The following is a 26396-nucleotide window of genomic DNA, read 5'->3' as shown; positions in this document are numbered from 1 at the left end:
TTATATATTATCGTATATTCGCAACCATAGAAATTCTGTTTCACTATATACGAAAGATGCATTTATTTTTTCAGGAGGTATTAAATGAAAAAACTGCTCGCTTGTGCCCTTGCGGCATCTGTGGCAATTTTCGGTTTAACAGCTTGTTCAAATCAAGATAAAGCCGATGCACACAAGTTGAAGATCGTTACTACAAATTTCGCGGAATATGATTTCGCACGTCAGATTACAGGTGACAAGGCAGATGTAAAGATGCTTTTGAAACCGGGTGCAGAAAGTCACAGTTATGAACCGTCACCACAGGACATCAAAACAATTCAGGACAGCGATCTCTTCGTTTATGTAGGCGGAGACAGCGATGAATGGGTAGGCGACATTCTCGAATCTATGGACAAGAAGCCGAACACATTCAAGCTCATGGATGCTGTAGACTTGATGGAAGAAGAAGTAAAAGAAGGAATGGTTCATGAACATCACCATGACGACGAGCATGAACACGAACATGAACATCACCATGACGACGAGCATGAACACGAACATGAAGAACACGCTGACAAGCATGAACACGAACATGAAGAACACGCTGACAAACATGAACACGAACATGAAGAACACGCTGATGAACCGGAAATGGACGAACACGTTTGGACATCTCCTGTAAACGCTATCAAGATTGTTGAAAAGATGAGTGCGGAAATTATCAAGCTCGATCCGAACAATGCAGATACATACAAGAAGAACACTGAAGAATACATCAAGAAGCTTCAGAAACTTGACGGTGAATTCCGTGAAGTCGTAAATAACGGAAAGAGAAAAGAAATTGTCGTAGGTGACCGTTTCCCGTTCCTCTACTTTGTAAAAGAATACGGTATTGAATACTATGCAGCATTCCCCGGATGCTCAAAGGATACAGATACAAATCCGGCAACAATTGCATTCTTGACAGAAAAGGTTAAAGAGGATAATATTCCTGTAGTATTCCACATCGAATTGTCGAACGAACAGATGAGTAAGGCAATTGCAGAAGCTACAGGCGCAAAGAGCGAATTACTCAATGCCGTTCACAATATAAGCGATGAAGACTTCAAGAAAGGCGTAACCTACATTGATCTCATGAAACACAATGTAGAAGTACTCAAAGAGGCGTTGAATTAATGAGTTTGCTTACATGCAAAAATCTTTCCATGGCATATGAAGGAAAGACCGTTTTAAAAGACATCAATTTCACTGTTGATACCGGGGACTATCTCGGTATCATCGGTGAGAACGGTGCCGGAAAAAGTACATTGGTAAAAGGTATTCTCCGTTTGAAAAGAATTTCAGGCGGAGAAATTTCCTATGGTGACAATTTGCGTGCCGATGAAATCGGTTACTTGCCGCAACAAACACAAGTCCAAAAAGATTTTCCCGCAAGTGTAGAGGAAATAGTTCTTTCGGGGCGTCTTAATCGTTGCGGTTTTTATCCTTTTTACAGAAAAAAAGACTACGAAGATGTCGCTGAAAAGCTCGAGATGCTTCAAATCTCACATTTAAAAGACAGATGCTATCGTGATTTATCCGGAGGACAACAGCAACGTGTATTGCTTGCACGTGCTTTATGTTCCACACGCAAACTACTTCTTTTGGACGAACCGGTAACGGGACTCGATCCCGTAATCACGTCCGACTTTTACAAACTCGTAAAAGAATGCGTGGAAAAATACAATATTACCGTCATCATGGTTTCACATGACGTAAGCGGTATAATAAATCAAGCAAATCATATATTACACCTTTCAGGTCACAGGCAAAAATTCTTCGGAACAACCGAGGAATACAAAGCAAGCGACATCGGAAAAGGCTTTATAAGGAGTATCGAACCATAATGCAAGAACTGTTACAAATGTTGAGCTATCCTTTTATGATTCGTGCGCTCATAGTAGGAATCATGGTATCCCTGTGTTCATCACTTTTGGGTACAAGTCTGGTACTGAAACGCTACTCCATGATAGGAGACGGGCTTTCACACGTAGGATTTGCCGCACTCGCCATTGCATATGCGATGCACATGGCACCGCTCACACTTGCAATACCGGTATGCGTACTTGCAGCATTCTTTCTTCTGCAACTGGAAGACAACGCACGCATAAAAGGAGACTCCGCAACGGCACTCCTCTGCAGCGGTTCACTTGCAATAGGTGTAATGACGGTATCACTCACAACCGGTATGAATACGGACGTATGCAACTACATGTTCGGAAGTATACTGGCAATGAGCAAGTATGACGTATACCTTTCCGTAATACTCAGCGTATGCGTACTCATACTGTATGTATTATTTTACAACCGTATTTTTGCCGTAACATTTGACGAATCATTTGCAAAAGCTACCGGCACAAATACCTATCTCTACAATATGATTATTGCACTGCTTACAGCGATAACAATTGTACTGGGAATGCGTATGATGGGAGCATTGCTCATCTCAAGCCTCATCGTATTTCCCTCACTTACCGCAATGCAGATTTGCAGCCGATTTAAAACTACTGTAATCTGCTCGGCAATATTTGCATTGGTATGCTTTGTTGCCGGAATAACACTTTCATACCTGCATTCCATACCTACAGGTGCATGCATAGTCGTATTGAATATAATTTTGCTTTTCATCGTAATGGGAATAAGAAAAGCGAAGGAACGTGTATAATGAATAAAAAAATCATTGCTTTGTGCTTAAGTTCACTTATTATTTGTATGGCAGGATGCGAATCTGACAACTCGGCATCACCGGATACACCTCCGCCGCCGAAAGTACCTCCACAGGAGCAAACACTTCCGGACAAACCGATAGTACCTCTCAAAAAAGAAGACATCGAAAATCAACAAGGATTTCCGAAATTCGATGTAAAATATGACATTGCAGCCGACAGACAAAACTTCGACAAAAACAATATAGATATAACTGTCGGAGATACGCACTACATGACACAAATTAATGACTGGTACATGAACTTCAAAGACTATGAAAACAAAACGGTAGTAATAGAAGGCTACTTCCTTACAATAAACGGACACTACTTCATAGGAAGAAACGGACCGACATGCCCATACTGCACCGGCGGATACGTCGACTTCGAATTTACAACGGACGAAACGTTGAAAGACTTGAAACCGCTCGAATCTTGGATAAGAGTAACGGGCATACTTCGTGAATCTGATGTACACATGAGCGAAAAAACAACGGTTCCCTTCTACCATATAGAAGCAATATCCATAGAAAAAATTCCCTACTCGGGAAAAGGAACTATTACGGACTGACCGATGAAATATTTCCGAAAATATAATATTCAACAAACGAAAAACGCGAAAATTCTCGCGTTTTTTTATTTCATAAAAATATTCAATTCTCCAAATTTCAAATTCAATTCAAACATGACGCATACTTGACTATACGGAAAAACCTTTATTTTTTCACAAAAAATCTTGAAAAATACAAAATAATTTATAGAATCCGACCGCTCAATGTGGTATATTGTTGTTGTGGAAATATATATATTCAATATAACCAATCACGCAACATTTTATACCGAAAGGGTAACAACATGAAAGAAAAACAGATACTTCTCATAGGCGACATAGTAGGCTACGGCAAAGTAGCACTATCCGCCATGATACCGATACTTTCATACATGGGAGTACGTGCACAGAATTTGCCGACCTCCATAATTTCAAACACTTTGGATCATGGAATATTTGAAATACTCGACACCACCGCGTACATGCAAAAAACTTTGGAAATATGGAAACGCAACGGCTTTTCATTTGATGCGATATTCACCGGATTTCTTTTAAATGAAAAACAAATGGATATAATTTCCGACCTTTGCAAAAAAATGTCCCTTGAAAACAAACTCATATTCAACGACCCGATAATGGCGGATTGGGGCGAACTTTACAACGGAGTTACGGACAAAAACGTCGCATACATGAAAGAAATCGTTTCAATTTCGGATATTACAATACCCAACTATACCGAAGCATGCTTTTTGACGGACACGAAAATAAATATGGAAAGCATATCGAAACTTGAAATCACGAAAATAATAGACAAACTGCTTACATCCGGTGCAAAAAACGTTATCATAACAAGCACTTTTACCGAAAACGAAAAATGTATCGCCGGATTTGACGCAAAGAAAAACGACTACTTTTTCATCCCCTACGATGAAATACCCGTAAAAGCTACCGGTACGGGAGATATTTTTTCATCGGTCACGATAGGCCACATAATGAAAGGCGAAAACGTGGAAAACTCCGCAAGACACGCAGGACGTGTAGTCAGAAGCATGATTCAAAAAAATTCCTTCAACGAAGGCACGATGAACGGACTTACAATAGAAAAATTTATGTACATATTGGATGAATAAACACACGAAAACCGCTCAAATCAATGAAATAAACTTCTATATAAAAACAAAAAACTCTCTGCAACGACTTTATCGTCAAGCGGAGAGTTTTCAATTGTAAATTTTTCTTCCACGATTTTCATCGACAGCAAGTACAATCAACTCATTATCTTTTATTTCGAAAGCAATACGATAATTTCCTACCCTATATCGCCGATAATTGCGTAAATTTCCGGTCAATGCTTTTCCGTACAATCTCGGATTTTCGGTGTTTACCAAATTTTTATCTATCCGACTTTTAATCAAAATTTTGATAGATGTATCCAATTTGCCGATAGACTTTTTCGCCTTCTTTGTATACAAAACTTCAAACTTCATAATCCGAACTCCGACCATAATTCTTCATGACTGTACGTTTTAAGAGTTCCGGCTTTCTTTTCCTTTTCGTACTCTTCAATAACTTTTATCATATTCATCTTCAATTTTTTCAATCATTGTACTTATTATTATTTCGGACAATGTTTTATTGTGAAATTTTGCATACGCTTTTAAAACTTGCAAATCCTCATCCGGTATACGCAAGCTTATTGTCGCCATAAAACCACCCCTGTATTACAAATGCATTACTGATATAATTTTACAATTTCATTTTAACTTTTTCAAAAAAGAGTAAGAAATACTCTTACTCCGATTTATTACATCAAAAATAATTTTACCCGATCAATACGCTGCACTTTTGCAAAGTAAATATTTGAGAACTAAAGAAAAACTTGAAGGACGAGCGGGTAAATCGTATTTGTCTAAACCTATGAAAAATGAAAGCGTCTGAATAACTTCTTCATCAAGCAAACTCAAATGATACTCCAAAGGTGAAGGGTCGAACTTTTTTAAAATCATTCGTGACATTTTTCTCGAAGGACCGTAAAATATACATTTCTTGCAAACGGAATTTGAAATACTCATTGAAAGCTCCGGCTCGTACCTCCAATCGGGAGAAATTTTTGTAATCATATCCAAAAACTCACGAAAAAATTCCGCCATCGAAACATCGGATCCCAATACATAGTAAATTCCACGATAAAAATCCGGAAAAGAAATTTCATCAAAATTCATAATTGCTCCTTTCAAAAAGTAACCGAAAAAAGAAATACATAATGTATAATCAAAATAATTATAGAACGTTTGTTCTAATTCTAACACGTGCAATATTAAAAAATCAAGAAAGGAAAAGTATGAATAAAGAAAGACAAATACCGGAAAGAAGTGATGAAGAACTTGCAAAAGAAGTACAAAACGAAAACAAAAACGCACTTGAAATATTGGTACGGAAATATGCACCTTTGATTTACTCTTTGACGAGGAAAAACTTCGAGAAAAATTTTTCACAAGACTTGGCACAGGATTTGTGGGTGAAATTCATCGAGCATACAAAAAATTATGACGAAACGAAAAACAGTTCCTTCGCCGGATACATAAAAGTCATGTTATATGCCGATCGCTGGACGATACTTCGAAGACATATGAAAAATATACAAAGAGAATCGGCAAATTTGGAAAATGTCGAAAAAAGCACCTACGACAGATATGAAAATCTTGAAAACGAAGAAACGGAAAAAATAATAAAAAAACTTGAGCTTACCGAAAAGCAACAAATATTTCTCAAACACAGAAGAGAAAATCCGGACGCACCCATGAGAGAAATCGCAAGCAAAATGGGCATTTCTCAAGTTGCGGCACACAAAATGCAAAAACGCATACAAAAAATTTTTATCAAAGCAGGTTATAAAAATTGAAATCATTTGCATGTAAGTAATGAAGGTCACAAGACCGGAAAGGAGGGCAACATGGAAAAGTTGGAAATCACGTTCAACGTTGAAGGCGGAAAAACAACCAAGCTTATCATACGTGAACCGAAAGAAAACCTCACAAAAGCGACAGTGGCATCCGCTTGTGAAAAAATCGTTCCCGTGCTTACAAACAGCCTCGGCAATAAAGTAACCGGCTTTGAAAAAGCACAGAAAGTAACAACCGAAATCGAAGAATTGGAATAATTCAAGATTTCATAAATTAAAGAAAGGAGAAAAAAATGTCTATAGCAAAAGAAACACTGAAGAGTACCGTAGTTGTAGTTCTCGAAGGAGATGCAATGAAAAACGGTAAAAAGGGCGTAAAGAAAATCAAGCTCGACCGAATTGTGAAAAACGCATCGGACGAAGCTTTGAAAAACGCCGGAAACTCACTCGCAGCACTTCAGAAAAGAGCGCTTATGAGTATACAGAGAGTAGATGTATCTGAACTCAAGGAGGCATAATGGAAAAAAACAAAATCAGGGCATTACTTGAAATGGTAATATATTCAATAATCGAAATCATACTCGACAAAATCGAAAAAAGATTTCCACAGGAAGTAGAAAAACAATATCCCTGCTTGGTAAACTAGGCAACAAAAGAGGCATCGTAAAGATGCCTTTTTGCTTAGGTATAAATATCCGCATTGTAAAATTTCACTATCCGGTTTTGAAAAAATCATAAAAATATTAAGCCTTTGGACTCATTACGAGTAAAACGGAAAAGCAAAAAGAACTCATCTTTTGATGAGTTCTTTTCGTTTGTATTTATTAGAATACGTAGTTCAAGGAAACTCCCCAAGCCTTGTAGAGTGTATCCTTTTCCATCTTATTTTCTGTTGCATGCTTGTATTCCTTAGCCTGAACGTCGAAGTTGTAGTATCCGTCCAAGGAAATATCCTTAGCGAGTGCTACACCTGCGGTTGCCTGCCAGTACTTTGCACCGATTTTGGCACCTGCTGCCTGAGCAATGTTTTCAAGTCCGGATCCGCCTACATATGAACCTGCATCGAGGTCAACATAACGTACTCCGAAGTTGAACATTTTGTAGTTTACATCAACGCCGAGATCCCAGAATGCCGGTGTGTGACCTTCAAGCTTTTCGGTTGCCTTTACATAGTCACCGGAAAGTGCCACATTGTCCATAAGCTGAACTTTTCCGTTTACTCCCCAGAACGCATTAGCTTTCTTGTTTGCTTCAGCTTTTGCAAAATGTGTATAGAATGCACCTACACCTACTTTTTCGTGAAGTTGTACATTTCCTTGTACGAAGTATGCTTCCGACACGGACTTGTCGACTTTCTGAATATTGAATTTCTGTGAGCCTGATAATTTTCCGTCAGCAGCTTTCTTAACAAAGAACGGGTTCAACATTCCTACATCATCAGTATTTAAATCTCTGTAACGACCGTAACCTGCCTGTACATTGAACATTCCCTTTTCATAAGATGCAACTACACCATCGAAGTCGCTGTCATACCATGCACCTGTACCGAGTGTTGCACTTGTACGGCCGAGGTCGAATGTAAGACCTTCTACCGGAGCGTATTCTGCATGAAGCTTGTCAACGGAAATTTTACCGTTATCTTTTGCATCTTCAAAATTGAATTTGCTTACCAAACGAGCTTTTACTGCGATTTTGTCGTTAGCCTGAGCCTTGAGGTTCAAACGTACACGACCTGTGAATGTGTCTGAATAATCTTTCTGCTGAGCAACTTTTGCTTTGTATTCACGTTCTACCTTTACACGAGCATCGCCTGTCCATGTAACGTTTCCTACTTTGTTTTCGAGGCTATTTACACGAACGCCGAGGTTGGAAAGTTCGTCAGCGTATTCTGCTGCGAGTTTTTCAACTGTTGCTTTCTGCTGAGCGTTGAGCTGGCTTTCCTGTGCGAGAAGTCTTGCAACAATCTGTGCAACTTCAAAGCGGGTAATGTGCTTTTCTCCGCCGAATGTGCCGTTCGGGTAGCCTTCTACTACGCCCTGTGCGGACAAGTCTGCTACTGCTTGATATGCCCAGTGATCCATACTTACGTCACTGAACGGATTTGCTGCGTATGCGCTTACGCCTGCTGTGAGTGCAGCTACCGCTGCCAATGCGAAAATCTTTTTCATTTTTATCTCCTTAAAAAAACTCCCCTTTTTGAAATGTACAAAGAGTCACCGTGTTTCCTCTTTACATCGGAAAGCAAGGGATATTCCTTCCGACTTTTCAAATATTAGCATACATATTTTTCAATCTCAATTTTATTGCGAATGTTTTACAAACATAAATCTCGATTTATATTTTTAACTCGAAGCGATTATTTTACGTTTAAAAAATAAATTTTATTTGTGTAATCGTTATATTTTATTTATATATTTTATTTTTATATCAAAAAAAGAACCCATCTTTCGATGAGTTCTTTTGATTCGTATTTATTAGAATACGTAGTTCAAGGAAACATTCCATACTGAATCAAGATCCTTGGAGCTGTCATCCTTCTGTTCACCCTTGAATAAGTAGTCAGCTTTCAAAGTAACGTCCTTAGCCACTGCTACTTCACCGCTTGCAATCCAGAACTTAGCATTGTCATATAAGTATGCTGCTGTGGATCCGCCGAAATATGCATTTGCATCTACATCATAGTAGTGAACGCCGAGTGTTGCCGGTCCGAATTCATATGCAGCGCCTGCTGTCCACATAGCCGGATGCTCGTCAGCAACCTTATCATCTCTTCTTACGTATTCACCGTCTACTGAAAGTCCCTTGTAGAGATCTGCCTTTGCGTTTACACCGTAGAATGCCTTTGCATCCTGATCTTTTTCAGCATCGAGTTTTTCAAGACGTGTGTAGAATGCGCCGATGTTTACCTGGTCTGCAATCTTTGTGGATCCCTGTACGAAAATTGCTTCTCTGTCTTTCTTAACATTATTTACTTCGTATTGAGCACCCTTCATTTCTCTGTAACGGCCGTAACCTGCCTGAAGGTTGAACTGACCGATACCATAGGAAGCTACTACACCGTCAAATGTATCGTCATAGAGCAAACCTGCGCCGAGTGTTGCATCTGTACGACCTAAGTCGAGTGTAAAACCTTCTGCCGGAGCGTATTCGGCATGAAGTCTTTCAACTTCAACTGCCATGTCTCCGCCGTCTTTGAGGTCGAATTCTGTAGCCAAACGAGCTTTTACTGCTACTTTGTCGTTAGCCTGAGCCTTAAGGTTCAAACGGATACGAGCTAAGTATGCATCTGCATGTTCAGCATCATCTTTATGAGCTGCATCATAAGTATCTCCTGCTGTTTTTACAGCCTTGTCATAAGCTGTTTTCTTGTCTTTCTTAGCTTGTTCATCTTGGCCCTTATTTGCTGTATCCAAATCCTGTTTAGCTTGTTTTACTTGAGCATTTTCTGCTACAGCTTTTTCCTTAGCAGCTTTATTTGCTTCTTTCAAGCTTGCACGTTCGAATTTTACACGAGCATCTCCGCCCCATGTAACGTTTCCTACTTTGTTTTCGAGGTTGCTTACACGAACGCCGAGGTTGTTCAATTCGTCAGCGTATTCTGCTGCCAATTTTTCAACTGTTGCTCTCTGCTGAGCGTTGAGCTGGCTTTCCTGAGCGAGAAGTCTTGCAACGATCTGTGCAACTTCGTAACGGGTAATGTGTTTTTCACCCTGGAATGTGCCGTTCGGGTAGCCTTCTACTACGCCCTGTGCGGACAAGTCTGCTACTGCCTGATATGCCCAGTGATCTGTGCTTACGTCACTGAACGGATTTGCTGCGTATGCGCTTACGCCTGCTGTGAGTGCAGCTACTGCTGCCAATGCGAGAATCTTTTTCATGAGATTTTCTCCTTTCAAATTCGCTCCTATATTTGCGAGTTTCCGTGTTTCCTCGTTTGTCACCGGAGCCTTCGTGACACATACATTCTAGCACAGTTTTACAAATATTTCAAAGTTTATTTGATTTTTATTGTTTATACGTTCAAAAAAATTTTTATAACTCATTATAATCTTCGTTTTCCATTTTTATATTTATTTGTTTTTTAAATGATTTCTACGTATAAATTTTATTTATTTAATCGTTATATTTTTGTTTATATATTTTATTTTTTATATCAAAAAAAAGAACCCACCTTTCGATGAGTTCTTTCATTCGTATTGTTTAGAATGTATAGTTCAAGGATACATTCCAGTAGTTAAACAATGAAGCCACTACCGGTTTAGCTCCGTCAGCTTGAATGCGTGGTTGCGCCTTAGATTTGAAGTTATAGTTTGCTTCAAGTGTCACATCTTCTGCGACCGGCATTACAAGAGATGCCGACCAGAAACATCTGCCTGATGCACCGTCCATACCGTGTGAAAGTGCCAAATTCGATCCGCCGATATAGGAACCGGCTTCCACGTCATAGTAGTGAAGTCCCAATTTTGCCATACCGAGACGATAGGTGAGTCCGGCATTCCAAAAACGTGCTTTGTGGTCCGCTTCGGTTACTTTGGTTACAAGGTGACGATTTCCGACATATTCACCGTCAAGGCTCAATGCATCTCCAAGTTGTACTTTACCGTTGACTCCGACAAATTCTCCTGCCGGTTTTGTACTTTCTTTTTTATTGAAGTGTGTGAAGAAAGCACCGAGTGTCACGTACTTACCGAGCATCGTGTGTCCCTGTACGAACCACATTTCTTTATTTGCATCGATATTGAACGGGTTTTCTACTACCAAATCACGTTTTGTGGAGTCTTTATTTGGGAGGTAGTACTCCTGTTCCAAGTTACCATAATCGGTCAGACGTCCGTATCCTGCTTGCAAGCCGATAGTATTGTTGTCATAGGTTGCCACAATACCGTTGATACCTTTTCCGTACCATGCTCCCGATCCGATGACCGCATCTGTACGTCCGAAATCAATCATGGTATTTTTCATCGGTGAGTATTCGGCGTGAAGACGATCTACCTTAATAAGACCGTTGTCACCGTACGGCTTACGCTCCAAATTCTTTCCGTCAAAGCTGAATGTATTTACAAGACGTGCTTTCACTGCCATTTCCGGACTTGTCTGTGCTATTACGTTTAAACGAATACGTCCTGTAGTTTCATAGTGTGAGTCATCATTCGGATCCAATTTCATCTCACGTTCATATTTCACACGAGAGTCGCCTGTCCATGTAATGTTTCCTACTTTGTTTTCGAGGTTATTTACACGAACGCCGAGGTTGGAAAGTTCGTCAGCGTATTCTGTTCAACTGTCGCTTTCTGCTGAGCATTGAGCTGACTTTTCTGTGCGAGAAGTCTTGCAACGATCTGTGCAACTTCAAAACGTGTAATGTGCTTTTCTCCGCCGAATGTGCCGTTCGGGTATCCTTCCACTACACCTTGTGCGGACAAGTCCGCTACAGCCTGATATGCCCAGTGATCCGTACCTACGTCACTGAACGGGTTTGCCGCATATGCGCTTACACCTGCTGTGAGTGCAGCTACCGCTGCCAATGCGAAAATCTTTTTCATTTTTATCTCCTTTTAAAAACGCTCCTTTTTGAAATGTACAAAGAGTTACCTTGTTTCCTCTTTACATTATCGAAGCTAATGAATATTACATACTGAATTATATTACATTGTAATTGCTTTTTGCAATATTTTAAATGATTTTATACATTTTTCAGTTAAAATTTCCCGTTATCGACTTATTGTGCATATTTTTTCGGTTTTCCGCTCGTTTTATGTTTTTTGTTCGTTTTTTATATATTTTATATTCTTTATATTTCATAACAAAATATTATTTTCATAACATGGTATTTTATTTTTTTCGCATTTTAAAATCCCTTTCACTTTCGCAAAAGGGATTTATTTTTACAGAAGTCTTGTATATTTCTTTACATATATTTTCTTTATAAGTGTTACCAGTCCCAAGTAGAATGCCACATTGATAATGAGCAGTATCCAGAAGTTATCGGGAACGGGTAAAAGGTTTAAGAATTTACCGACAACGGTAAACGGTATCACCGTTCCGACCAGCATTCCGAGCAGGGTAATTGTCATCATACTGAAAGCGGGTCGACTTTCTATAAAGGGGAATTTCGGTGTACGCAGAGCATAGAGGACGAGTGTCTGTGTCCACAAACTCATTATGAACCAACCGGTATGGAAAATGCTTTCAAATGTGGTGATGTCCGTGCCGGAGGTCAGTTGTACGTAGTTGAGTCCCATGCTCATAGGTATAATCAGCCAGTACATGAAAAGGAATGTCGTCTGATCGAATACCGAGCTTGTCGGACCGAACCATATCATGAAGTTGCGTATGCTTGCCGCTTCCCATTTTTTCGGTTTTTCCAAGTATTCCATATCCATATGGTCCCAAGGTATTGCCATGCAGGACAGATCGTATACCAAATTCAGAAACAGAAGTTGTACGGGTGTCATCGGCAAGAAGGGCAGGAAAATACTTGCAAGCAGTACGGAGAAAATATTCCCGAAGTTGGAGCTTGTTGTCGCTTTGATGTACTTCATGATGTTGCCGAAAACTTCTCGTCCTTTGACAAGTCCTTGTTCCAAAACGAGTAAATCTTTTTCGAGCAAGATAATGTCGGCGGAGTCTTTTGCTATATCGACAGCATTGTCGACTGAAATTGATACGTCCGCTTGTCGCATGGCGGGCGAGTCATTTATACCGTCTCCCATAAATCCGACTACATGTCCGTTTTGTCTGAGTACACGCACAATGTCGGCTTTTTGTGTAGGTGTCAATTTTACAAATGCAACGTGTTCTTCCGCAATTTTTGCCAATTCTTTTTCGGTTATGCCGATAAGGTCTTCACCGAATACGATGTCGCCGATGTCCATTCCGACTTCTTTGCAGACGTGACGTGTGACGAGTTCGCTGTCTCCTGTCAGTACTTTTACATCGACATGATGACGTTTCAATGCCATAATCGCCGCATGTGTGGTTTCTTTCGGCGGATCGAGGAATGCAAGGTATCCTATCATGACCATGTCGTGTTCGTCTTCTATGGAGAAGGCATCTACGTCCGGCGGATTTGTTTTCTGTGCGACACCGAGTACACGGAAACCTTTCTGATTGAGTTTATCTACATCTTCTACAATTTTATTTCTGTCTTTGTCCGTCAGAGGACGTACTTTTCCGTCAATGTCTACAAATGAGGAGATTGAAAGCATTTCTTCCAAAGCGCCTTTTGTAATGAGTTGTGTTTTTCCGTTTTTGTCCGCTACGACTACACTCATTCTTCGTCTGACAAAATCAAAGGGTATTTCATCTATTTTTTCATAACCGACTTCCAAGCCGGATATTTCTTCATCTGCCGCCTTGATAATCGCTTTATCCATCAAGTTTTTGAGTCCTGTTTGGAAATAGCTGTTAAGGTAGGCGTGTTTCAGTACACGATTGCTGCTTTCTCCATTGATACCGAGATGGTATTCCAGTACGATTTGATTTTGTGTCAATGTGCCTGTTTTATCTGTACAGAGTACGTCTATCGCTCCGAAGTTTTGCATCGAGTTCAGACTTCTGACAATAGTTTTTCTCTTTGCGAGGTCGTTCGCTCCCTTGACGAGGTTGGTCGTTACAATCATCGGAAGCATTTCCGGTGTCAAACCTACCGCTATCGAGATACCGAAGAGCAGTGCATCGAGCCAATTCCCTTTTGTCAATCCGTTGATGATGATGACGAGCGGTGCCATGACCATCATGAATCGTACGAGCAATTTTGATGTCTTTTCTATACCGATATCGAAACTAGTTTTGATCGGAGCCGATGCCAATTGGCGTACTATGTCGCCGAACATTGTATTCAGTCCGGTACTTACTACAATTCCGATTGCACTTCCGCTGACGACTTCGCTGCCCGTATAACAAATATTACCGAAGGAAATAGGGGCATCTCCTTCTTTCACAACTGCATCCGCTTTCTTTTCAACGGGGTAGCTTTCGCCCGTGAGTGAGGTCTGCGATATAAACAAGTCTTTTGAGGATAGAAGTCGCATGTCCGCCGGAATCATGTCGCCTGCACGTAAAGCGACCAAGTCGCCGGGAACAATCGTGCTTGTCGGTATTTCCGAGAAAGTACCGTTACGTTTGACTGCAGCGGATATTTCTACAATGGATTGCAGTTTCTTCGCCGCTTTGTCCGAACGGTCATTCTGAATGAGTGTCATCGTTCCGCTTGCAAGTACGAGAAGAAATATAATAATTGCACTTGTCGCATCTTTATCGCCGACATCTGCAAATACGTATTCCGTCATAAATGAAATCACACCGAGTCCCAAGAGTACCAATGTGAACGGACTGGAGAATACTTTTAATACTTTGAGCCAAAAAGGTTCTTTTTTGTCGATACGTGTAGTATTTTTTCCGAATTGCTCCAGCCTCTTTTTCGCTTCCGCATCGTCAAGACCGTTTTGCGGAGTGTCGTACAAATTATACAACTCATTTTTGTCAACACGTGCCGCTTCATACATGGTAATTGTTTTCATTTTCCTCATCCTTTCTGTAATCTTTTATAGGATAGGACTTTTGTTCTTGCATGAAAAAAACTCCTCCCGAACAGGAGAAGCTCTATGTACTCAATCGTCTGAGTTTTAGCACTATACAACGTAAACATTGAGTTAGCTGCGTTAAGATATGCCTTATTTCGACAAATCCTGTTACACCCATTGGCGTCTCTCGACGTTTTTGGGCAGCAGCCTATGTTTATATAGGAGCCTCACCGAACAAGTCCGATACAATTACAAAGACAGTATAGCACTCGATAAGAAAAAATCAAGGATTTTTTATGTTATTTTTATGAAATATTTTCAGTTGAAATGTTTTTTTGATTTTTACATATAAATATAATTAAAAAACACTCTTACGAGTGCTTTTATAATGCATGAAATTATGCGTTAGCATGCTTTCATTATATGTATTTATTGCGTTGCAAGTTCGAGTATTTTCTTTTCCGCCGGTTCCATTATTTCTTTTTGCGAGTCGTCATATGCGATGAATATTATTCTGTATACGTCACCTTTACGCATGAAGTCGACTTTCATCGTTACCGGCAGTACAAATCCGTCTATGAGCATTTTTCCACGCAGTCCCGCACTGTAGAGGTCGGGATTTTTTTCATCTCTTTGGAATTGCATCACTTCATCTATATCCGCATTTGCAAAGTCATAGGGTATCGGAAGATTGTCGTTTCTTACTTTCGCTATTAAATTTTTTAAAAATTCGTTTACAATCGTACCCGCATTTACGAATTTCGTATTAAATCCGAGTATGGGTTTTACAAGTCTTTTGTCTATTCCGTTTTCAAGAAACATCCCTTCCGCTTCCGGTATGAAGAGTATTTTCGGAAATTCTATGCCGAAAACTCCGGCTTTTGCAAGTACATGGTCTTTTTTTACATATATTGCACCCATCATGTTTAAAATTTCTTGGGGTATTTCTTCAATTTCCGGTAATTTTTTATTTATCATCGGTGTGAATTTTATATTTTTCGGATAGTCGAGTTCGTTCAAAAATCCTTTTATCGGAAGTTCTCCGGTGAAAAATTTCGGCATTTGTGTTTCAAAAACTGCGGAGAGTTCGAGGGCTTTTTCTTCTTCAAGTTCTTTTTTGTCTTCTTTGTCGTTTTTCTTTTCTTCTTTTACGTTTTCGATTTTTTCGTAATTGTCGGATTTTTCGGTTTCGTCTTTATTTGTTTTTTCGTTTTCGATTTTTTCGGTTTTTTCGAGTTTTTTTACTTCTTCTTTTTCCGCTTTTACTTCGTCCTTTTTCGTTTCTTTTTCAGTTTTTACTTCAGTTTTTGTATTTTTTTCTTCTTTATTTGCGGATTGTTTTGTATCTTGTTTTTTATCTTGTTTTATTTTTTCTTCCGCTTTTGCCGGACTTTCTTTTGAATTTTTTCTGTATTTACTTTCCGTTTTTTCGTCCGGTTTATTTATTTTTTCTTCATTCGTATAGTTCGGATTTATTCTCAAATTTCCGCCTTGCGGTGTGTTTGCCCGTATGCCTGTAATCGACATGGTCATAAGCATTGCAAGTATTATCGTTGTAAGTTTTCTCATTTTTCCATACCTCTCAATGCTTGTTCAATAAAGGGTCTGAAGTATTTTGCCGCTACTTGTGTAGTATTGAATACCGAGTATGTGCTTCCTTCTTTTCCTTTTATGATTATTGTGTCGGTGTACAGATCGCTTGAATAGTCTGCATTTTCAAAATCGGCTTTCGTTTCTTTTTCTGTGTATTCGATTCCTTTTTTACTTTTTTTCATGTCTTTTTCTTTTATGTCCAAAGGTATGTTTTTTATGTATGATTTTATAGCTATTCCTACGAGGTCGATATTTTCGCTTTCTTTCTCAAGATTTTCCCGAAGTTGTTTCAATTTCGTTTTATCGCCGTTTTTTACATATACGCTTACGAGTATTCCTTGGTAGTAGTTTTCTTTCGTGTTGCTTCTCAATTGGTATATGCGTGTATTTTTTATTATGTTCGTGACTGTATTTGTCGCTTCTTCGACATTTGTTGTCACTCCCGAGTTCAAGAGGCTTTCTTTTATTTTTTCTTGTGTTTCTTTTTTGTCTATTTCTTTTCTTATCATTTTTACAGTGAACGAATTTTCAGCGTCATAGACTCCGACTTTTTCGCTCAAGTCCAATGTCTCTCCTTGCGGAAATTGAAGTTTTTCAGCATTTGCAATACCGCAGGTCATCATTACTATAAGTATTGCAGATGTAATTATTTTTTTCATATTTTCTCCTATTCTATTTCCAAAAGTGTGCGTACCGCTATACCGGCGAGCATCATTCCGGCTACCGGAGGTACAAATGATATGGATCCTACGGCATTTCCTTCGCCGATTATTTCACGCGGTTTTTCTTTCGAGTATATCGTTGTAAGTTTTTTTACTCTTTGTTTTCTGAGTTCTTTGCGTATTTTTTTCGCAAGCGGACAAATATCCGTTTTGTATATGTCTGCAATTTGCAAAAGTTCTGGATGTATACGGTTTCCGGTACCCATAGATGATGCATGGGGTATGTTTTCGTCTTCACATATTTTCGCCATTGAAATTTTTGCCGCTACGTCATCTATCGCATCCACTATAAAGTCCGCATGAAGATTTTTGATAAATTCCACATCTCCGCTTTCAAATCTTTCCGCTTTGATTTGTACGTTGCATTCCGGATTTACACGCATTGCACGTTCTTTCATTACTTCGACTTTTATTCTTCCTACCGTTGTGAGGTCCGCCACAAGTTGTCTGTTGATATTTGTTTCGTCTACAACGTCTTTATCTATAAATATGAGGTTTCCTACACCTGCACGCACCAATGCTTCACAGGCATACGATCCCACTCCGCCCGTACCGAATACGGCAACGGTTTTCGTTTTGAGTTTTTCAAGATTTTCTTCACCCAGTGTACGTATGGTTCTTTGAAATACAGATTTCATCAAATTTCTCCTTTTTCTTTATCTTTATCATTATAGCAAAAACTTTCCGCAAACGCTTTCATGAAAACTTTTATTTCAAATATATTTATCGAATTTATTTCGGTTTTCTTTCATGATTATACATTTTCAATCAATACATAAAAAGTATTAAAACTTTTTCACTTTAAAGCACCTAATCTCTAGCTAAATATTAATTTTTGTGTTATATTATAGAGAATATGTTTTGGGTTACCTGTAACATAAATTTTTAAAAAAATATTGGAGTACCGATTTTATTATGACCTGTCGATTAATTTTAATCGAAGTCCGTCGCGAAGGTCTTAGGGTTGTGCATAAAATCAGTCATCCCAAAGAAAGGTGGAGTCTATGAACATTATTGATGAATTGACATGGCGCGGTGCCATAAATCAGCAAACTGATGCAGAAGGATTGTATAAATTGACGGGAGAGAAAGCGATCTCTCTGTATTGCGGCGTTGACCCCACCGGTGACAGTATGCACATCGGTCATTTAATACCTTTCATGATGCTCAAACGCTTTCAGTTGGCGGGACATCATCCTTACATGTTGATCGGCGGTGCTACCGGTTCTATCGGTGATCCGAGCGGACGCAAAACGGAACGTGTTTTGCAGTCTATGGAAAAAGTTGAACATAATGTAAAATGTTTGACCGCTCAGCTCACGAAACTCTTCGGAGGTTCGGAGAATATTACTTTCGTCAACAATTACGAATGGCTTTCAAAGATTTCTTTATTGGATCTTTTGAGAGATTACGGTAAACATTTCAATATCAACACGATGCTTGCAAAGGATATAGTCGCAAGTCGTCTTGATACCGGTATTTCTTTTACCGAATTTACTTACCAAATACTTCAGTCTATAGATTTCAGACATTTGTACTTGACTCGTGATGTACAGCTTCAAATCGGCGGTGCGGATCAGTGGGGAAATATTACTTCCGGTGTAGATTTCATTCATACAAAGGAAGGTCGTCAGGCGCAAGTTTACGGTTTGACCATTCCTCTCATGCTCAAGGCCGACGGTACGAAGTTCGGCAAAACTGCCGGCGGTGCGGTATGGCTCGATTCAAAGAAAACTTCCACTTACGAATTCTACCAGTTCTGGTTCAATCAGGATGATCGTGATGTGGTTCGTTACTTGAAGTTCTTTACTTTCCTTACAAAGGAAGAAATAGATGAACTCGACAAGCTTACACAGTCTCAACCGGAAAAACGTACGGCACAGAAACGTCTTGCAGAAGAGGTTACACGTTTCGTACATGGAGAAGACGGTTTGAAAGAGGCTCTCAAAGTAACGGAAGCTCTCTTTACCGGTAACATTCAGGAGTTGACACTTTCCGAAATTGAAGGTGCTTTCAAAAACACCGAAGGCGGAAATGTTCACGAAGCTCCGATGAATATAGTTGAGGCTCTTGTACAGGGCGGAGTTGAAAAGTCCAAACGTCAGGCAAGAGAAGATATTGAAAACGGTGCTATAAGTATTAACGGTGTAAAGGTGACGGATCTTGAAGCAAATGTAACCGCTCATCCAAATACCGAAGGAAAATACATTATAGTTCGTAAAGGTAAGAAAAAATATTTCTCAATCAAGATTGGTGAATAACAGTAAGGCGGCACTTATGTGCCGTCTTTTTTGTGCGGAAAATCAAAATTCCCTCTACGTTTGTAAAGGGAATTTTTGTTTTTTATTCAATTACCATGAGTAAATCTCCGGTTTCGATGCGTGAGCCTTGTTTTACAAGTACTTCTGCAATAAGTCCATCAATCGGGGATTTTATTACCGTTTCCATCTTCATGGCTTCAGTAACTATGAGAGGTTGTCCTTTCTTTACGGATGTACCTTTTCCGGCAAGTATTTTCACTACCGATCCCGAGAGTGTCGCACCGATTTCTCCTGCGATATTTTTGTCCGCTTTTCTTGATACTACGGCATCTGTATTTGCGTGTTTGTCAAATACCGTAATTTCACGCGGCATACCGTTCAATTCGAAGAGTACACGACGTTTACCTTCACGATTGGGCGGTGAAATGCTGTCGAGTTTTATTATAAGCATTTTACCTTTTTCGATATTTACACGTATTTCTTCGCCCACATTCATACCGAAGAAAAATGTCGGTGTATCAAGTACGGAAAGGTCTCCGTATTTCTTGTATCTATCGGTGTATCCGGCAAATACCAACGGATAAATATTGTATGATGCGAGTGTGTTTTCCGTCACTTTCAAACCTTTTGCCGTCATATCTTTCTTTACTTTTTCAAAGTCTATGTCTTTAGGCTTTTCTTCAAGGTGAGGTTTCTTTCCTCTCAGTACGAGGTTTTGAAGTTTCTTCGGAAATCCTCCGTAAGGTGTTCCGAGTTTTCCGTCAAAGAAGTCTACTACCGATTTCGGGAAACTTAATTTTTGTCCTTTTTCGTAAATATTTTTTTCATCAATTCCGTTGTTAATCATAAAAAGTGTCATGTCTCCGACAACTTTTGATGAGGGTGTTACTTTTACGATATCTCCGAAAAGCATATTTACCTTGCCGTACATTTCACAAATTTCCGCCCAACGTTCACCAAGTCCCAAGCCTCTTGCCTGCTGACGAAGATTTGAGTATTGTCCTCCCGGCATTTCATGGCGATATACCGTTGTATTCGCTCCGGTGATTTTACTGTCCACTCCTGCATAGTAGGGACGTACACCCTGCCAGTAGCGATCTATCTCTTCAAGTGCGTCTATGTCGAGTTTCGGCTGACGCTTGTGATTTTGAAGTGCATAGTAGAGCGAGGACATGGACGGTTGTGCAGTTCCGCCGGATAATGCACTTGTTGCCACGTCTACAATATCCACTCCTGCATCTATTGCACGTGTATACATGTATTGAGTACATCCGCTGCCTTCGTGACTGTGCAAGTGTATCGGTAAATCTACCGCATCTTTGAGTGCGCTTATAAGTACATATGCCGCTTGAGGTTTCAAAAGTCCTGCCATGTCTTTTATCGCAATAATATTTGCACCTGCATTTTGCATGGATTTTGCAAGGTCGGTGTAGTATTTCAATGAATATTTCTGACGGCGATCGTCCAAAATATCACCCGTATAACAGAATGCAGTTTCAGCTATTTTACCCTGTTTTCTTACTTCATCTATCGTTACCGTCATGTGGTCGAGCTGGTTCAAACAGTCGAATATACGGAATACATCTATGCCGTTTACCGCTGCACGTTCGATGAATTGACGAATTACATTCTCCGGATAATTGAGGTATCCTACGGCATTTGCACCACGTGTAAGCATCTGGAATAAAATATTCGGAGCGGCTTCACGCATTTTGTGCAAACGGTCCCACGGACTTTCGTCAAGGAATCTGTATGCAACGTCAAATGTCGCACCTCCCCAGTTTTCAAAAGAGAAAAGTTGCGGCACTTTTGTGGCGGTATAACGTATCGCATTCATGATATCGTGCGTTCTTACACGAGTTGCCAAAAGCGACTGATGTGCATCACGATAAGTCGTATCCATGAACATTACTTCTTTTTTATCGTGTATGTACTTTATAAATTTATCTACACCCATTTCGTCAAGGAGCTGACGTGTACCTTTTGGTAGAGGTTCTTTTCCGGCATCCAACTTATAAAGCGGATCGAAATTCGGCTTGTCCTGATGGCCTGCACCTGCATATCCGTTTACAACTATATCTCCGATGTAATCAAGAAGTTTTGTACCTCTGTCGCTTACTTCAACCGTATCCTTGAGCAATTCGTGATGACGATCTATGTAATTTACATCGCACAAACCGTTTTGGAAATCTTCGGTATTGAGCATATTCTGAAGGAAGTATATATTCGTCTGCACTCCGCTTATACGGAATTCATCAAGACAACGAAGCATACGTCTTACAGTATCCTTCGCATTGGACGCATGCACACTTACCTTCACCAAAAGCGAATCATAGTACGGTGTAATAATAGCACCCGTATATGCCGTACCGGCATCCAAACGCACACCCGGACCGCCGCAACTTCTATATGCGACAATCTTACCCGTATCCGGCATGAAATTGTTCTGCGGATTTTCAGTGGTTATACGACACTGAATTGCAACACCCTCATGCTTGATTTCCTCTTGCTTGCCTATTCTGATTTCTTCACCGTCCAAAGCATATCCTTCGGCAATCAAAATTTGTGTACGTACAATATCTACATCCGTAATCATTTCCGTAACGGTATGTTCAACCTGTATACGAGGGTTTACTTCTATGAAATAAAAGTCCTTCTTATTTTCATCAACCAAAAATTCTACGGTACCTGCATTAAGGTATTTTACATTCTTCATCAACTTTACTGCCGCATCACAAATGCGTTTACGCAATTCAAGCGGAAGAGACCATGCAGGAGCCATTTCTATAACTTTCTGATGTCTTCTCTGTATTGAACAATCACGTTCGAAAAGGTGAATAATATTCCCTTTTCCGTCACCTATAATTTGCACTTCGATATGCTTGGGATTTACAACGCAACGTTCCGCATATACTTCATCATCACCGAAAGCAAGTTTCGCCTCGGTCTTCGCCATACTATAAGCGCTTACGAGGTCGTCCATGCAATCTACACTGCGCATACCGCGACCGCCGCCGCCGTTTACAGCTTTGATCATAATCGGGAAACCGTATTTCTCCGCAAATTCTTTTACATCATCAAAACTCTTTACTGCACCATGTGTACCCGGAATCATCGGTATATCTGCAAGCTTCGCCTGCTCACGTGCATTTACCTTATCACCGAACATTACCAAATGTTCCTCACGAGGTCCGATGAAAATAATTCCTTCCTCATGACAACGGCGTGCAAGATTTACATTTTCAGCCAAAAAACCGTAACCCGGATGAACCGCATCTACATTATGTTCCTTGCAAATACGAATAATTTCCTCAATATCCAAGTAAGCGGCAACAGGCTCGTCACCCTCACCTATCAAATAAGCTTCATCGGCACGATTTCGATGAAGGGACAAAACGTCTTCCTTCGAATAAACTGCGACAGTTCGTATTCCAAGTTCCTTACAAGCTCGGAAAACACGAATAGCTATCTCACCTCTGTTGGCTACAAGCACTTTCTGAATTTTTCTCATGGATGCCTCCTTATATAATATGACTATATTTTACCACCCAATACATAAAATTCAATAAATATTACAAAGTTTTATAGAGTTGACAAATATCAATAACTTTTTGTAAAAATATAAAAACTAAAAAAATTACAAGTAAACATGCTGATTTTAAAAGCTATTCAAAATAAAATGAAATAAAAAAATCAGTTGACAATACAACACAGACACAACAGCTGCGATTGCTTTATTTTTCCTTTATAAAAATACATTATTTTTTACAATTAAAACCTTGTATGCTACAATAAAACAAGAAAAGGGAGAAAGGAGCAAAGCATGAAAATATTAAAAGAATTCAAAGACTTCGCAATGCGTGGAAACATTATCGACATGGCAATAGGTGTAATTATAGGTTCGGCATTCGGAAAAATCGTATCGTCATTTGTAGAAAACATAATAATGCCGCCGATCGGACTGCTCATGGGAGGGATAGACCTGTCAAACTTCTTCATACCGCTAAGCTCCACACCCGTATCAACACTTGCAGAAGCAAAAGCATTGGGCGTTCCCGTAATGGCAATCGGACTCTTCTTGAACTCCGTAATCGACTTCTTGATTATTGCATTCTGCATATTCTTCACACTCAAGCAAATAAACAAATTCCTACCGAAAAAAGCTCCGGAAAAAAAGCTCACATGCGAATACTGCAAAGAACCGATAAACGAACAAGCAACACGCTGTCCCCACTGCACCGCACAACTTACAAAATAAAACAATTACAAAATATACACTTGTTATTAAACAATACAAAATAAAAAACGACATCGAAACAAAAAATCGATGTCGTTTTGTTATATTATTAAACATTCAAATATTATTTACAACTCATTATAAAAACTAAATCTAAAGTCTTACTTCAATTAAACAAAAACATCTATACACCTAAAAAATCATATCTTGATGATACTCTAAAAACTTTTTTCAAAGGGTAAAACTTTCAGATTAAAATATCTCCAATACAACAAATGCAAGCAAAAGAAAAAGCCCACACATGGTGCAGGCAAATTTCAAAATTACTTGGTGCCGAAAATTCTGTCTCCGGCATCACCGAGACCGGGGAGAATGTAATTGTTTTCATCCAAATCTCTATCCAATCCGGCAGTATAAATCTGTACATCGGGATGCTCACGATTTACCAATTCCACACCTTGCGGAGCGGCTACAAGGCAAAGGAACTTAATATTTTTTGCACCGCGATCTTTAAGCATCTGAATTGCCGCAACCGAACTTCCGCCGGTAGCAAGCATAGGATCCAAAAGAATAAACTGACGATTGTGTATATCAGGCAGCTTGCAATAATATTCAACCGGCTTGAAAGTCTTGGGATCACGATACATACCCACTACACCGACACGTGCTGACGGAACAAGTTCAAGCATCGCATCTACCATGCCGAAACCTGCACGAAGAATCGGAACAATTCCGAGCTTCTTACCGGTAATACGCTTACCGGCAGTCTTTTCCAAAGGAGTTTCAATTTCAAACTCTTCAAGCTGCAAATCACGTGTAACCTCATAACCCATAAGCAAGGTTATTTCCTTCAGCAACTTACGAAACTCTGCCGAGCAAGTATTCTTCTTTCTCATAATAGTCAACTTATGCTGTACCAAAGGATGATCGATAACTGTTATATTCATGGCGCCCTCCTGTTAAACATCATTTTTATCCTATATATAATAGCACAAACATTCAATAAAAATAACTGCAAAACAACACACTTCAAAAGAAAATTTCAAAATATAAAAATTTATAAAAATGTTATTTTACTTTTTGTTAGCATTTATGTTATTATACTTCCGAAAAAAGTAAAAAATATAACTTTAAATCAATGTATTAAATAAAATATGTTCAAAAGAGTATAAAAAGAAAGAAGGGAAAAATGAAAAAACACATAGCAATCCTTACAGCACTTGCAAGCACACTCATACTCACAAGTGCAAATGCAGAATACGGCGTAACGACAGGCGGACACATACACCGTGAATTCCACAAACAGACAATTGAAAAGCAAACATTCAAAACTGAAGAAAAATCAAGTTCATCAAGTTCATCGTCAAAATTCAAAGTAAAAGGAATAACCGAGCCGGTAGACAAGGACGATCTTCTCATTGACGTAAGAGAGAAATCCGAACTTGCAGAGTACAAAAATACAACAGTAGACAACGACACAACATTCTACGAAAACGGAATTCTTGCAAAAGTCAGAAAAGAAAAGCTTTGGGGAATATTCGGAACTGACGAAACAATCACGCTTAAACCCGAATACAAAAAACTCACAGCTGAAAAGGGCGGATTTTTCCTTGCACAAAATTCCAAAAAAGACGAAAAATACATAGACAAAAACGGAAAAGAAATTTCAAACGAAGAGGCGAAAAAAACACTTCGCAGAGAAAAAGGAATACTCGGCTACAAAGAGGGCAAGCTTTACGGATTTAAAAACGGTGACGGAAAAGTAATAATTTCACCACGTTACAAAAAAGTATTGACAAAGTTCAGCGAAGGCATCGCATTCGTAATAGATGAAAACGGAAACAACATAGCAATAGACGAAAACGGAACAAAACTTTTCAACAACAAGTACAAAGACATTAAAAGCTACAAGTACGGAGTTGCCGAATACCACCGCAAAGTAAATGCCGTAAAAGCAAGAACATGGCTCGGAGTAATCATCACATCCGCACTCAACGATATACCTGAAGACGACTTGGTAGACAGAAACACCTACAAAGAAGTAAAAAGAGGATTTATCGACAAAAGCGGAAATATAGTAATAGACATCAAGAACGACAAAGTATATCCCATGACAAAATACGGTACATTCGTTATAAACAAAGGCGAAACAAAATTCGTAGATACACATGGAAATACAATATACAAAGGTAAAAACCTGAAATTGGACTCCATATCTACAGATGACGGATATGCCGTTTTGAAAGACAAAGAATTCGACACCGTAGGAATACTTGACATGAAAAGCGGAAATTTCACAACCGGATCCGACTATGACAAGATAATTCTATTGGGACAAAACCGTGCAATAGCAAAATTGGAAGGAACGAAAGCATACATCGATGCATCAACCGGTGAAGAAATTCTCACACTTTCCGAAAACGTACATATAAAACAATTCGGAAATACTCCCTACACATGGATTTGCAAACGTGGAGAATTTTTCGCAATCATCGACACAAAAGGAAATATAATACATAAAGAAAAGGAAATCGAAAGCGCAAAAATTTTCAAAAACGGCTACGCCCCCGCAAAGAAAAACGGCAAATGGGGAATAATAAACACAGAAGGAATTTGGGTACTTTTACCAAATTATGATGAAATAGAAATGATGTAAAAAACAAAAACCGTTGTAAATAAACAACGGTTTTTTTCTATGTAAATATGAAAATTTTCAGTTTTTATTTTCTATATAAGCCCATTGCTTCAATGGCTTTTACATATGTTGCATTTGCTTTTTTATGTGCCTTTTCTCTTCCTTCGTCCAATATAGCATCTAATTCCGGACTTCCTTTAAGTTCTTTGTATCTGTCCAAAATCGGCTGCATTTCTCCTACTACCAAA

Annotated in this window: 24 protein-coding genes, 1 pseudogene and 1 riboswitch; of the genes and pseudogenes, 12 read left to right on the top strand and 13 right to left on the bottom strand. The window is 39.3% G+C overall.

Going from position 1 to position 26396, the window contains the following annotated elements:
- Nucleotides 1-84: 84 nt before the first annotated feature.
- From HMPREF9083_RS03780 to HMPREF9083_RS03760, 5 genes are all read left to right on the top strand, one after another.
- Nucleotides 85-1155: a metal ABC transporter substrate-binding protein gene (locus tag HMPREF9083_RS03780; RefSeq protein ID WP_007556085.1), complete on the top strand. Its 1071-nt coding sequence runs from the start codon at nucleotides 85-87 to the stop codon at nucleotides 1153-1155.
- Nucleotides 1155-1865 (top strand): metal ABC transporter ATP-binding protein, encoded by a 711-nt coding sequence (locus HMPREF9083_RS03775; protein WP_007556084.1) that lies wholly within the window; start codon nucleotides 1155-1157, stop codon nucleotides 1863-1865. Before HMPREF9083_RS03780 ends, HMPREF9083_RS03775 begins: the two co-directional genes overlap by 1 nt.
- Nucleotides 1865-2683: a metal ABC transporter permease gene (locus tag HMPREF9083_RS03770; protein WP_007556083.1), complete on the top strand. Its 819-nt coding sequence runs from the start codon at nucleotides 1865-1867 to the stop codon at nucleotides 2681-2683. The genes HMPREF9083_RS03775 and HMPREF9083_RS03770 overlap by 1 nt, the downstream gene beginning before the upstream one ends.
- Nucleotides 2683-3294 (top strand): TIGR03943 family putative permease subunit, encoded by a 612-nt coding sequence (locus HMPREF9083_RS03765; protein WP_007556082.1) that lies wholly within the window; start codon nucleotides 2683-2685, stop codon nucleotides 3292-3294. The genes HMPREF9083_RS03770 and HMPREF9083_RS03765 overlap by 1 nt, the downstream gene beginning before the upstream one ends.
- A gap of 284 nt (nucleotides 3295-3578) precedes the next feature.
- Nucleotides 3579-4403, top strand: coding sequence for a PfkB family carbohydrate kinase (locus tag HMPREF9083_RS03760; protein WP_007556081.1), 825 nt, complete (start codon nucleotides 3579-3581; stop codon nucleotides 4401-4403).
- A gap of 90 nt (nucleotides 4404-4493) precedes the next feature.
- Here HMPREF9083_RS03760 and HMPREF9083_RS03755 read toward each other — a convergent pair whose 3' ends face one another.
- The 3 genes and pseudogenes from HMPREF9083_RS03755 to HMPREF9083_RS03745 form a co-directional block, all read right to left on the bottom strand.
- Nucleotides 4494-4760, bottom strand: a complete 267-nt coding sequence (locus HMPREF9083_RS03755) for a type II toxin-antitoxin system RelE family toxin (protein ID WP_007556080.1) — start codon at nucleotides 4758-4760, stop codon at nucleotides 4494-4496.
- Nucleotides 4757-4979 (bottom strand): annotated as a pseudogene (gene relB / locus HMPREF9083_RS06705) (type II toxin-antitoxin system RelB family antitoxin). Before relB ends, HMPREF9083_RS03755 begins: the two are co-directional and overlap by 4 nt.
- A 123-nt stretch (nucleotides 4980-5102) precedes the next feature.
- Nucleotides 5103-5495, bottom strand: coding sequence for a hypothetical protein (locus HMPREF9083_RS03745; RefSeq protein WP_155800604.1), 393 nt, complete (start codon nucleotides 5493-5495; stop codon nucleotides 5103-5105).
- Nucleotides 5496-5614: 119 nt separating this feature from the next.
- Between HMPREF9083_RS03745 and HMPREF9083_RS03740 the strand changes: the two genes are divergently transcribed.
- From HMPREF9083_RS03740 to HMPREF9083_RS06700, 4 genes are read left to right on the top strand one after another with little or no spacing between them, the layout of a single operon-like run.
- A complete protein-coding gene (locus HMPREF9083_RS03740; protein WP_035062658.1) occupies nucleotides 5615-6175 on the top strand; it encodes an RNA polymerase sigma factor in 561 nt (186 codons plus the stop codon).
- A 51-nt stretch (nucleotides 6176-6226) separates the two neighbouring features.
- A complete protein-coding gene (locus HMPREF9083_RS03735; RefSeq protein ID WP_007554788.1) occupies nucleotides 6227-6433 on the top strand; it encodes a DUF2922 domain-containing protein in 207 nt (68 codons plus the stop codon).
- A 35-nt stretch (nucleotides 6434-6468) separates the two neighbouring features.
- Nucleotides 6469-6693 carry a DUF1659 domain-containing protein gene (locus tag HMPREF9083_RS03730; protein ID WP_007554836.1) on the top strand — a complete coding sequence of 75 codons (225 nt, stop codon included), beginning with the start codon at nucleotides 6469-6471 and terminating at the stop codon, nucleotides 6691-6693.
- Nucleotides 6693-6821, top strand: a complete 129-nt coding sequence (locus tag HMPREF9083_RS06700) for a hypothetical protein (RefSeq protein ID WP_007556073.1) — start codon at nucleotides 6693-6695, stop codon at nucleotides 6819-6821. Before HMPREF9083_RS03730 ends, HMPREF9083_RS06700 begins: the two co-directional genes overlap by 1 nt.
- A 178-nt stretch (nucleotides 6822-6999) precedes the next feature.
- Here HMPREF9083_RS06700 and HMPREF9083_RS03725 read toward each other — a convergent pair whose 3' ends face one another.
- The 8 genes from HMPREF9083_RS03725 to HMPREF9083_RS03695 all read right to left on the bottom strand — a co-directional run bounded on the left by HMPREF9083_RS03725 (nucleotide 7000) and on the right by HMPREF9083_RS03695 (nucleotide 17653).
- Nucleotides 7000-8343 (bottom strand): S-layer homology domain-containing protein, encoded by a 1344-nt coding sequence (locus HMPREF9083_RS03725; RefSeq protein ID WP_007556072.1) that lies wholly within the window; start codon nucleotides 8341-8343, stop codon nucleotides 7000-7002.
- A 306-nt stretch (nucleotides 8344-8649) separates the two neighbouring features.
- Nucleotides 8650-10053: an S-layer homology domain-containing protein gene (locus tag HMPREF9083_RS03720; RefSeq protein ID WP_035062818.1), complete on the bottom strand. Its 1404-nt coding sequence runs from the start codon at nucleotides 10051-10053 to the stop codon at nucleotides 8650-8652.
- Nucleotides 10054-10375: 322 nt separating this feature from the next.
- On the bottom strand, nucleotides 10376-11359 hold the full coding sequence (locus HMPREF9083_RS03715) for a porin family protein (protein WP_007556070.1): 984 nt from the start codon (nucleotides 11357-11359) through the stop codon (nucleotides 10376-10378).
- Between the two features lie 50 nt (nucleotides 11360-11409).
- Nucleotides 11410-11718, bottom strand: a complete 309-nt coding sequence (locus tag HMPREF9083_RS06695; RefSeq protein WP_007556069.1) for an S-layer homology domain-containing protein — start codon at nucleotides 11716-11718, stop codon at nucleotides 11410-11412.
- 342 nt (nucleotides 11719-12060) lie between these two features.
- Nucleotides 12061-14697, bottom strand: coding sequence for a magnesium-translocating P-type ATPase (gene mgtA / locus HMPREF9083_RS03710; RefSeq protein ID WP_256998185.1), 2637 nt, complete (start codon nucleotides 14695-14697; stop codon nucleotides 12061-12063).
- 82 nt (nucleotides 14698-14779) lie between these two features.
- Nucleotides 14780-14946, bottom strand: a riboswitch (M-box (ykoK) riboswitch).
- Between the two features lie 183 nt (nucleotides 14947-15129).
- A complete protein-coding gene (locus tag HMPREF9083_RS06425) occupies nucleotides 15130-16269 on the bottom strand; it encodes a hypothetical protein (RefSeq protein WP_007556067.1) in 1140 nt (379 codons plus the stop codon).
- On the bottom strand, nucleotides 16266-16952 hold the full coding sequence (locus HMPREF9083_RS03700) for a hypothetical protein (RefSeq protein ID WP_007556066.1): 687 nt from the start codon (nucleotides 16950-16952) through the stop codon (nucleotides 16266-16268). Before HMPREF9083_RS03700 ends, HMPREF9083_RS06425 begins: the two co-directional genes overlap by 4 nt.
- 8 nt (nucleotides 16953-16960) lie before the next feature.
- Complete coding sequence (locus tag HMPREF9083_RS03695; protein WP_007556065.1) at nucleotides 16961-17653, bottom strand: tRNA threonylcarbamoyladenosine dehydratase; 693 nt, start codon at nucleotides 17651-17653, stop codon at nucleotides 16961-16963.
- A 366-nt stretch (nucleotides 17654-18019) separates the two neighbouring features.
- Here HMPREF9083_RS03695 and tyrS point away from each other — a divergent pair, with 366 nt between their 5' ends.
- The gene (gene tyrS / locus HMPREF9083_RS03690) at nucleotides 18020-19276 is read left to right on the top strand and encodes a tyrosine--tRNA ligase (RefSeq protein WP_007556064.1); all 1257 of its coding nucleotides are present in this window, start codon (nucleotides 18020-18022) and stop codon (nucleotides 19274-19276) included.
- Between the two features lie 82 nt (nucleotides 19277-19358).
- Here the strand turns inward: tyrS and HMPREF9083_RS03685 are convergent, their stop codons facing one another.
- Nucleotides 19359-22787, bottom strand: a complete 3429-nt coding sequence (locus HMPREF9083_RS03685) for a pyruvate carboxylase (protein WP_007556063.1) — start codon at nucleotides 22785-22787, stop codon at nucleotides 19359-19361.
- A 312-nt stretch (nucleotides 22788-23099) separates the two neighbouring features.
- Between HMPREF9083_RS03685 and mscL the strand changes: the two genes are divergently transcribed.
- A complete protein-coding gene (gene mscL / locus HMPREF9083_RS03680) occupies nucleotides 23100-23534 on the top strand; it encodes a large conductance mechanosensitive channel protein MscL (protein WP_007556062.1) in 435 nt (144 codons plus the stop codon).
- A 302-nt stretch (nucleotides 23535-23836) separates the two neighbouring features.
- Here mscL and upp read toward each other — a convergent pair whose 3' ends face one another.
- Nucleotides 23837-24460, bottom strand: coding sequence for a uracil phosphoribosyltransferase (upp, locus tag HMPREF9083_RS03675; protein WP_007554733.1), 624 nt, complete (start codon nucleotides 24458-24460; stop codon nucleotides 23837-23839).
- A 242-nt stretch (nucleotides 24461-24702) separates the two neighbouring features.
- Between upp and HMPREF9083_RS03670 the strand changes: the two genes are divergently transcribed.
- The gene (locus HMPREF9083_RS03670; protein ID WP_007556060.1) at nucleotides 24703-26169 is read left to right on the top strand and encodes a WG repeat-containing protein; all 1467 of its coding nucleotides are present in this window, start codon (nucleotides 24703-24705) and stop codon (nucleotides 26167-26169) included.
- Nucleotides 26170-26396: the final 227 nt, after the last annotated feature.

Source organism: Dialister micraerophilus DSM 19965, assembly GCF_000194985.1.
GTDB lineage: Bacteria > Bacillota > Negativicutes > Veillonellales > Dialisteraceae > Dialister > Dialister micraerophilus.
The sequence above is the reverse complement of the archived record's forward strand: the minus strand, read 5'-3'. Positions and strand labels throughout refer to the sequence as shown.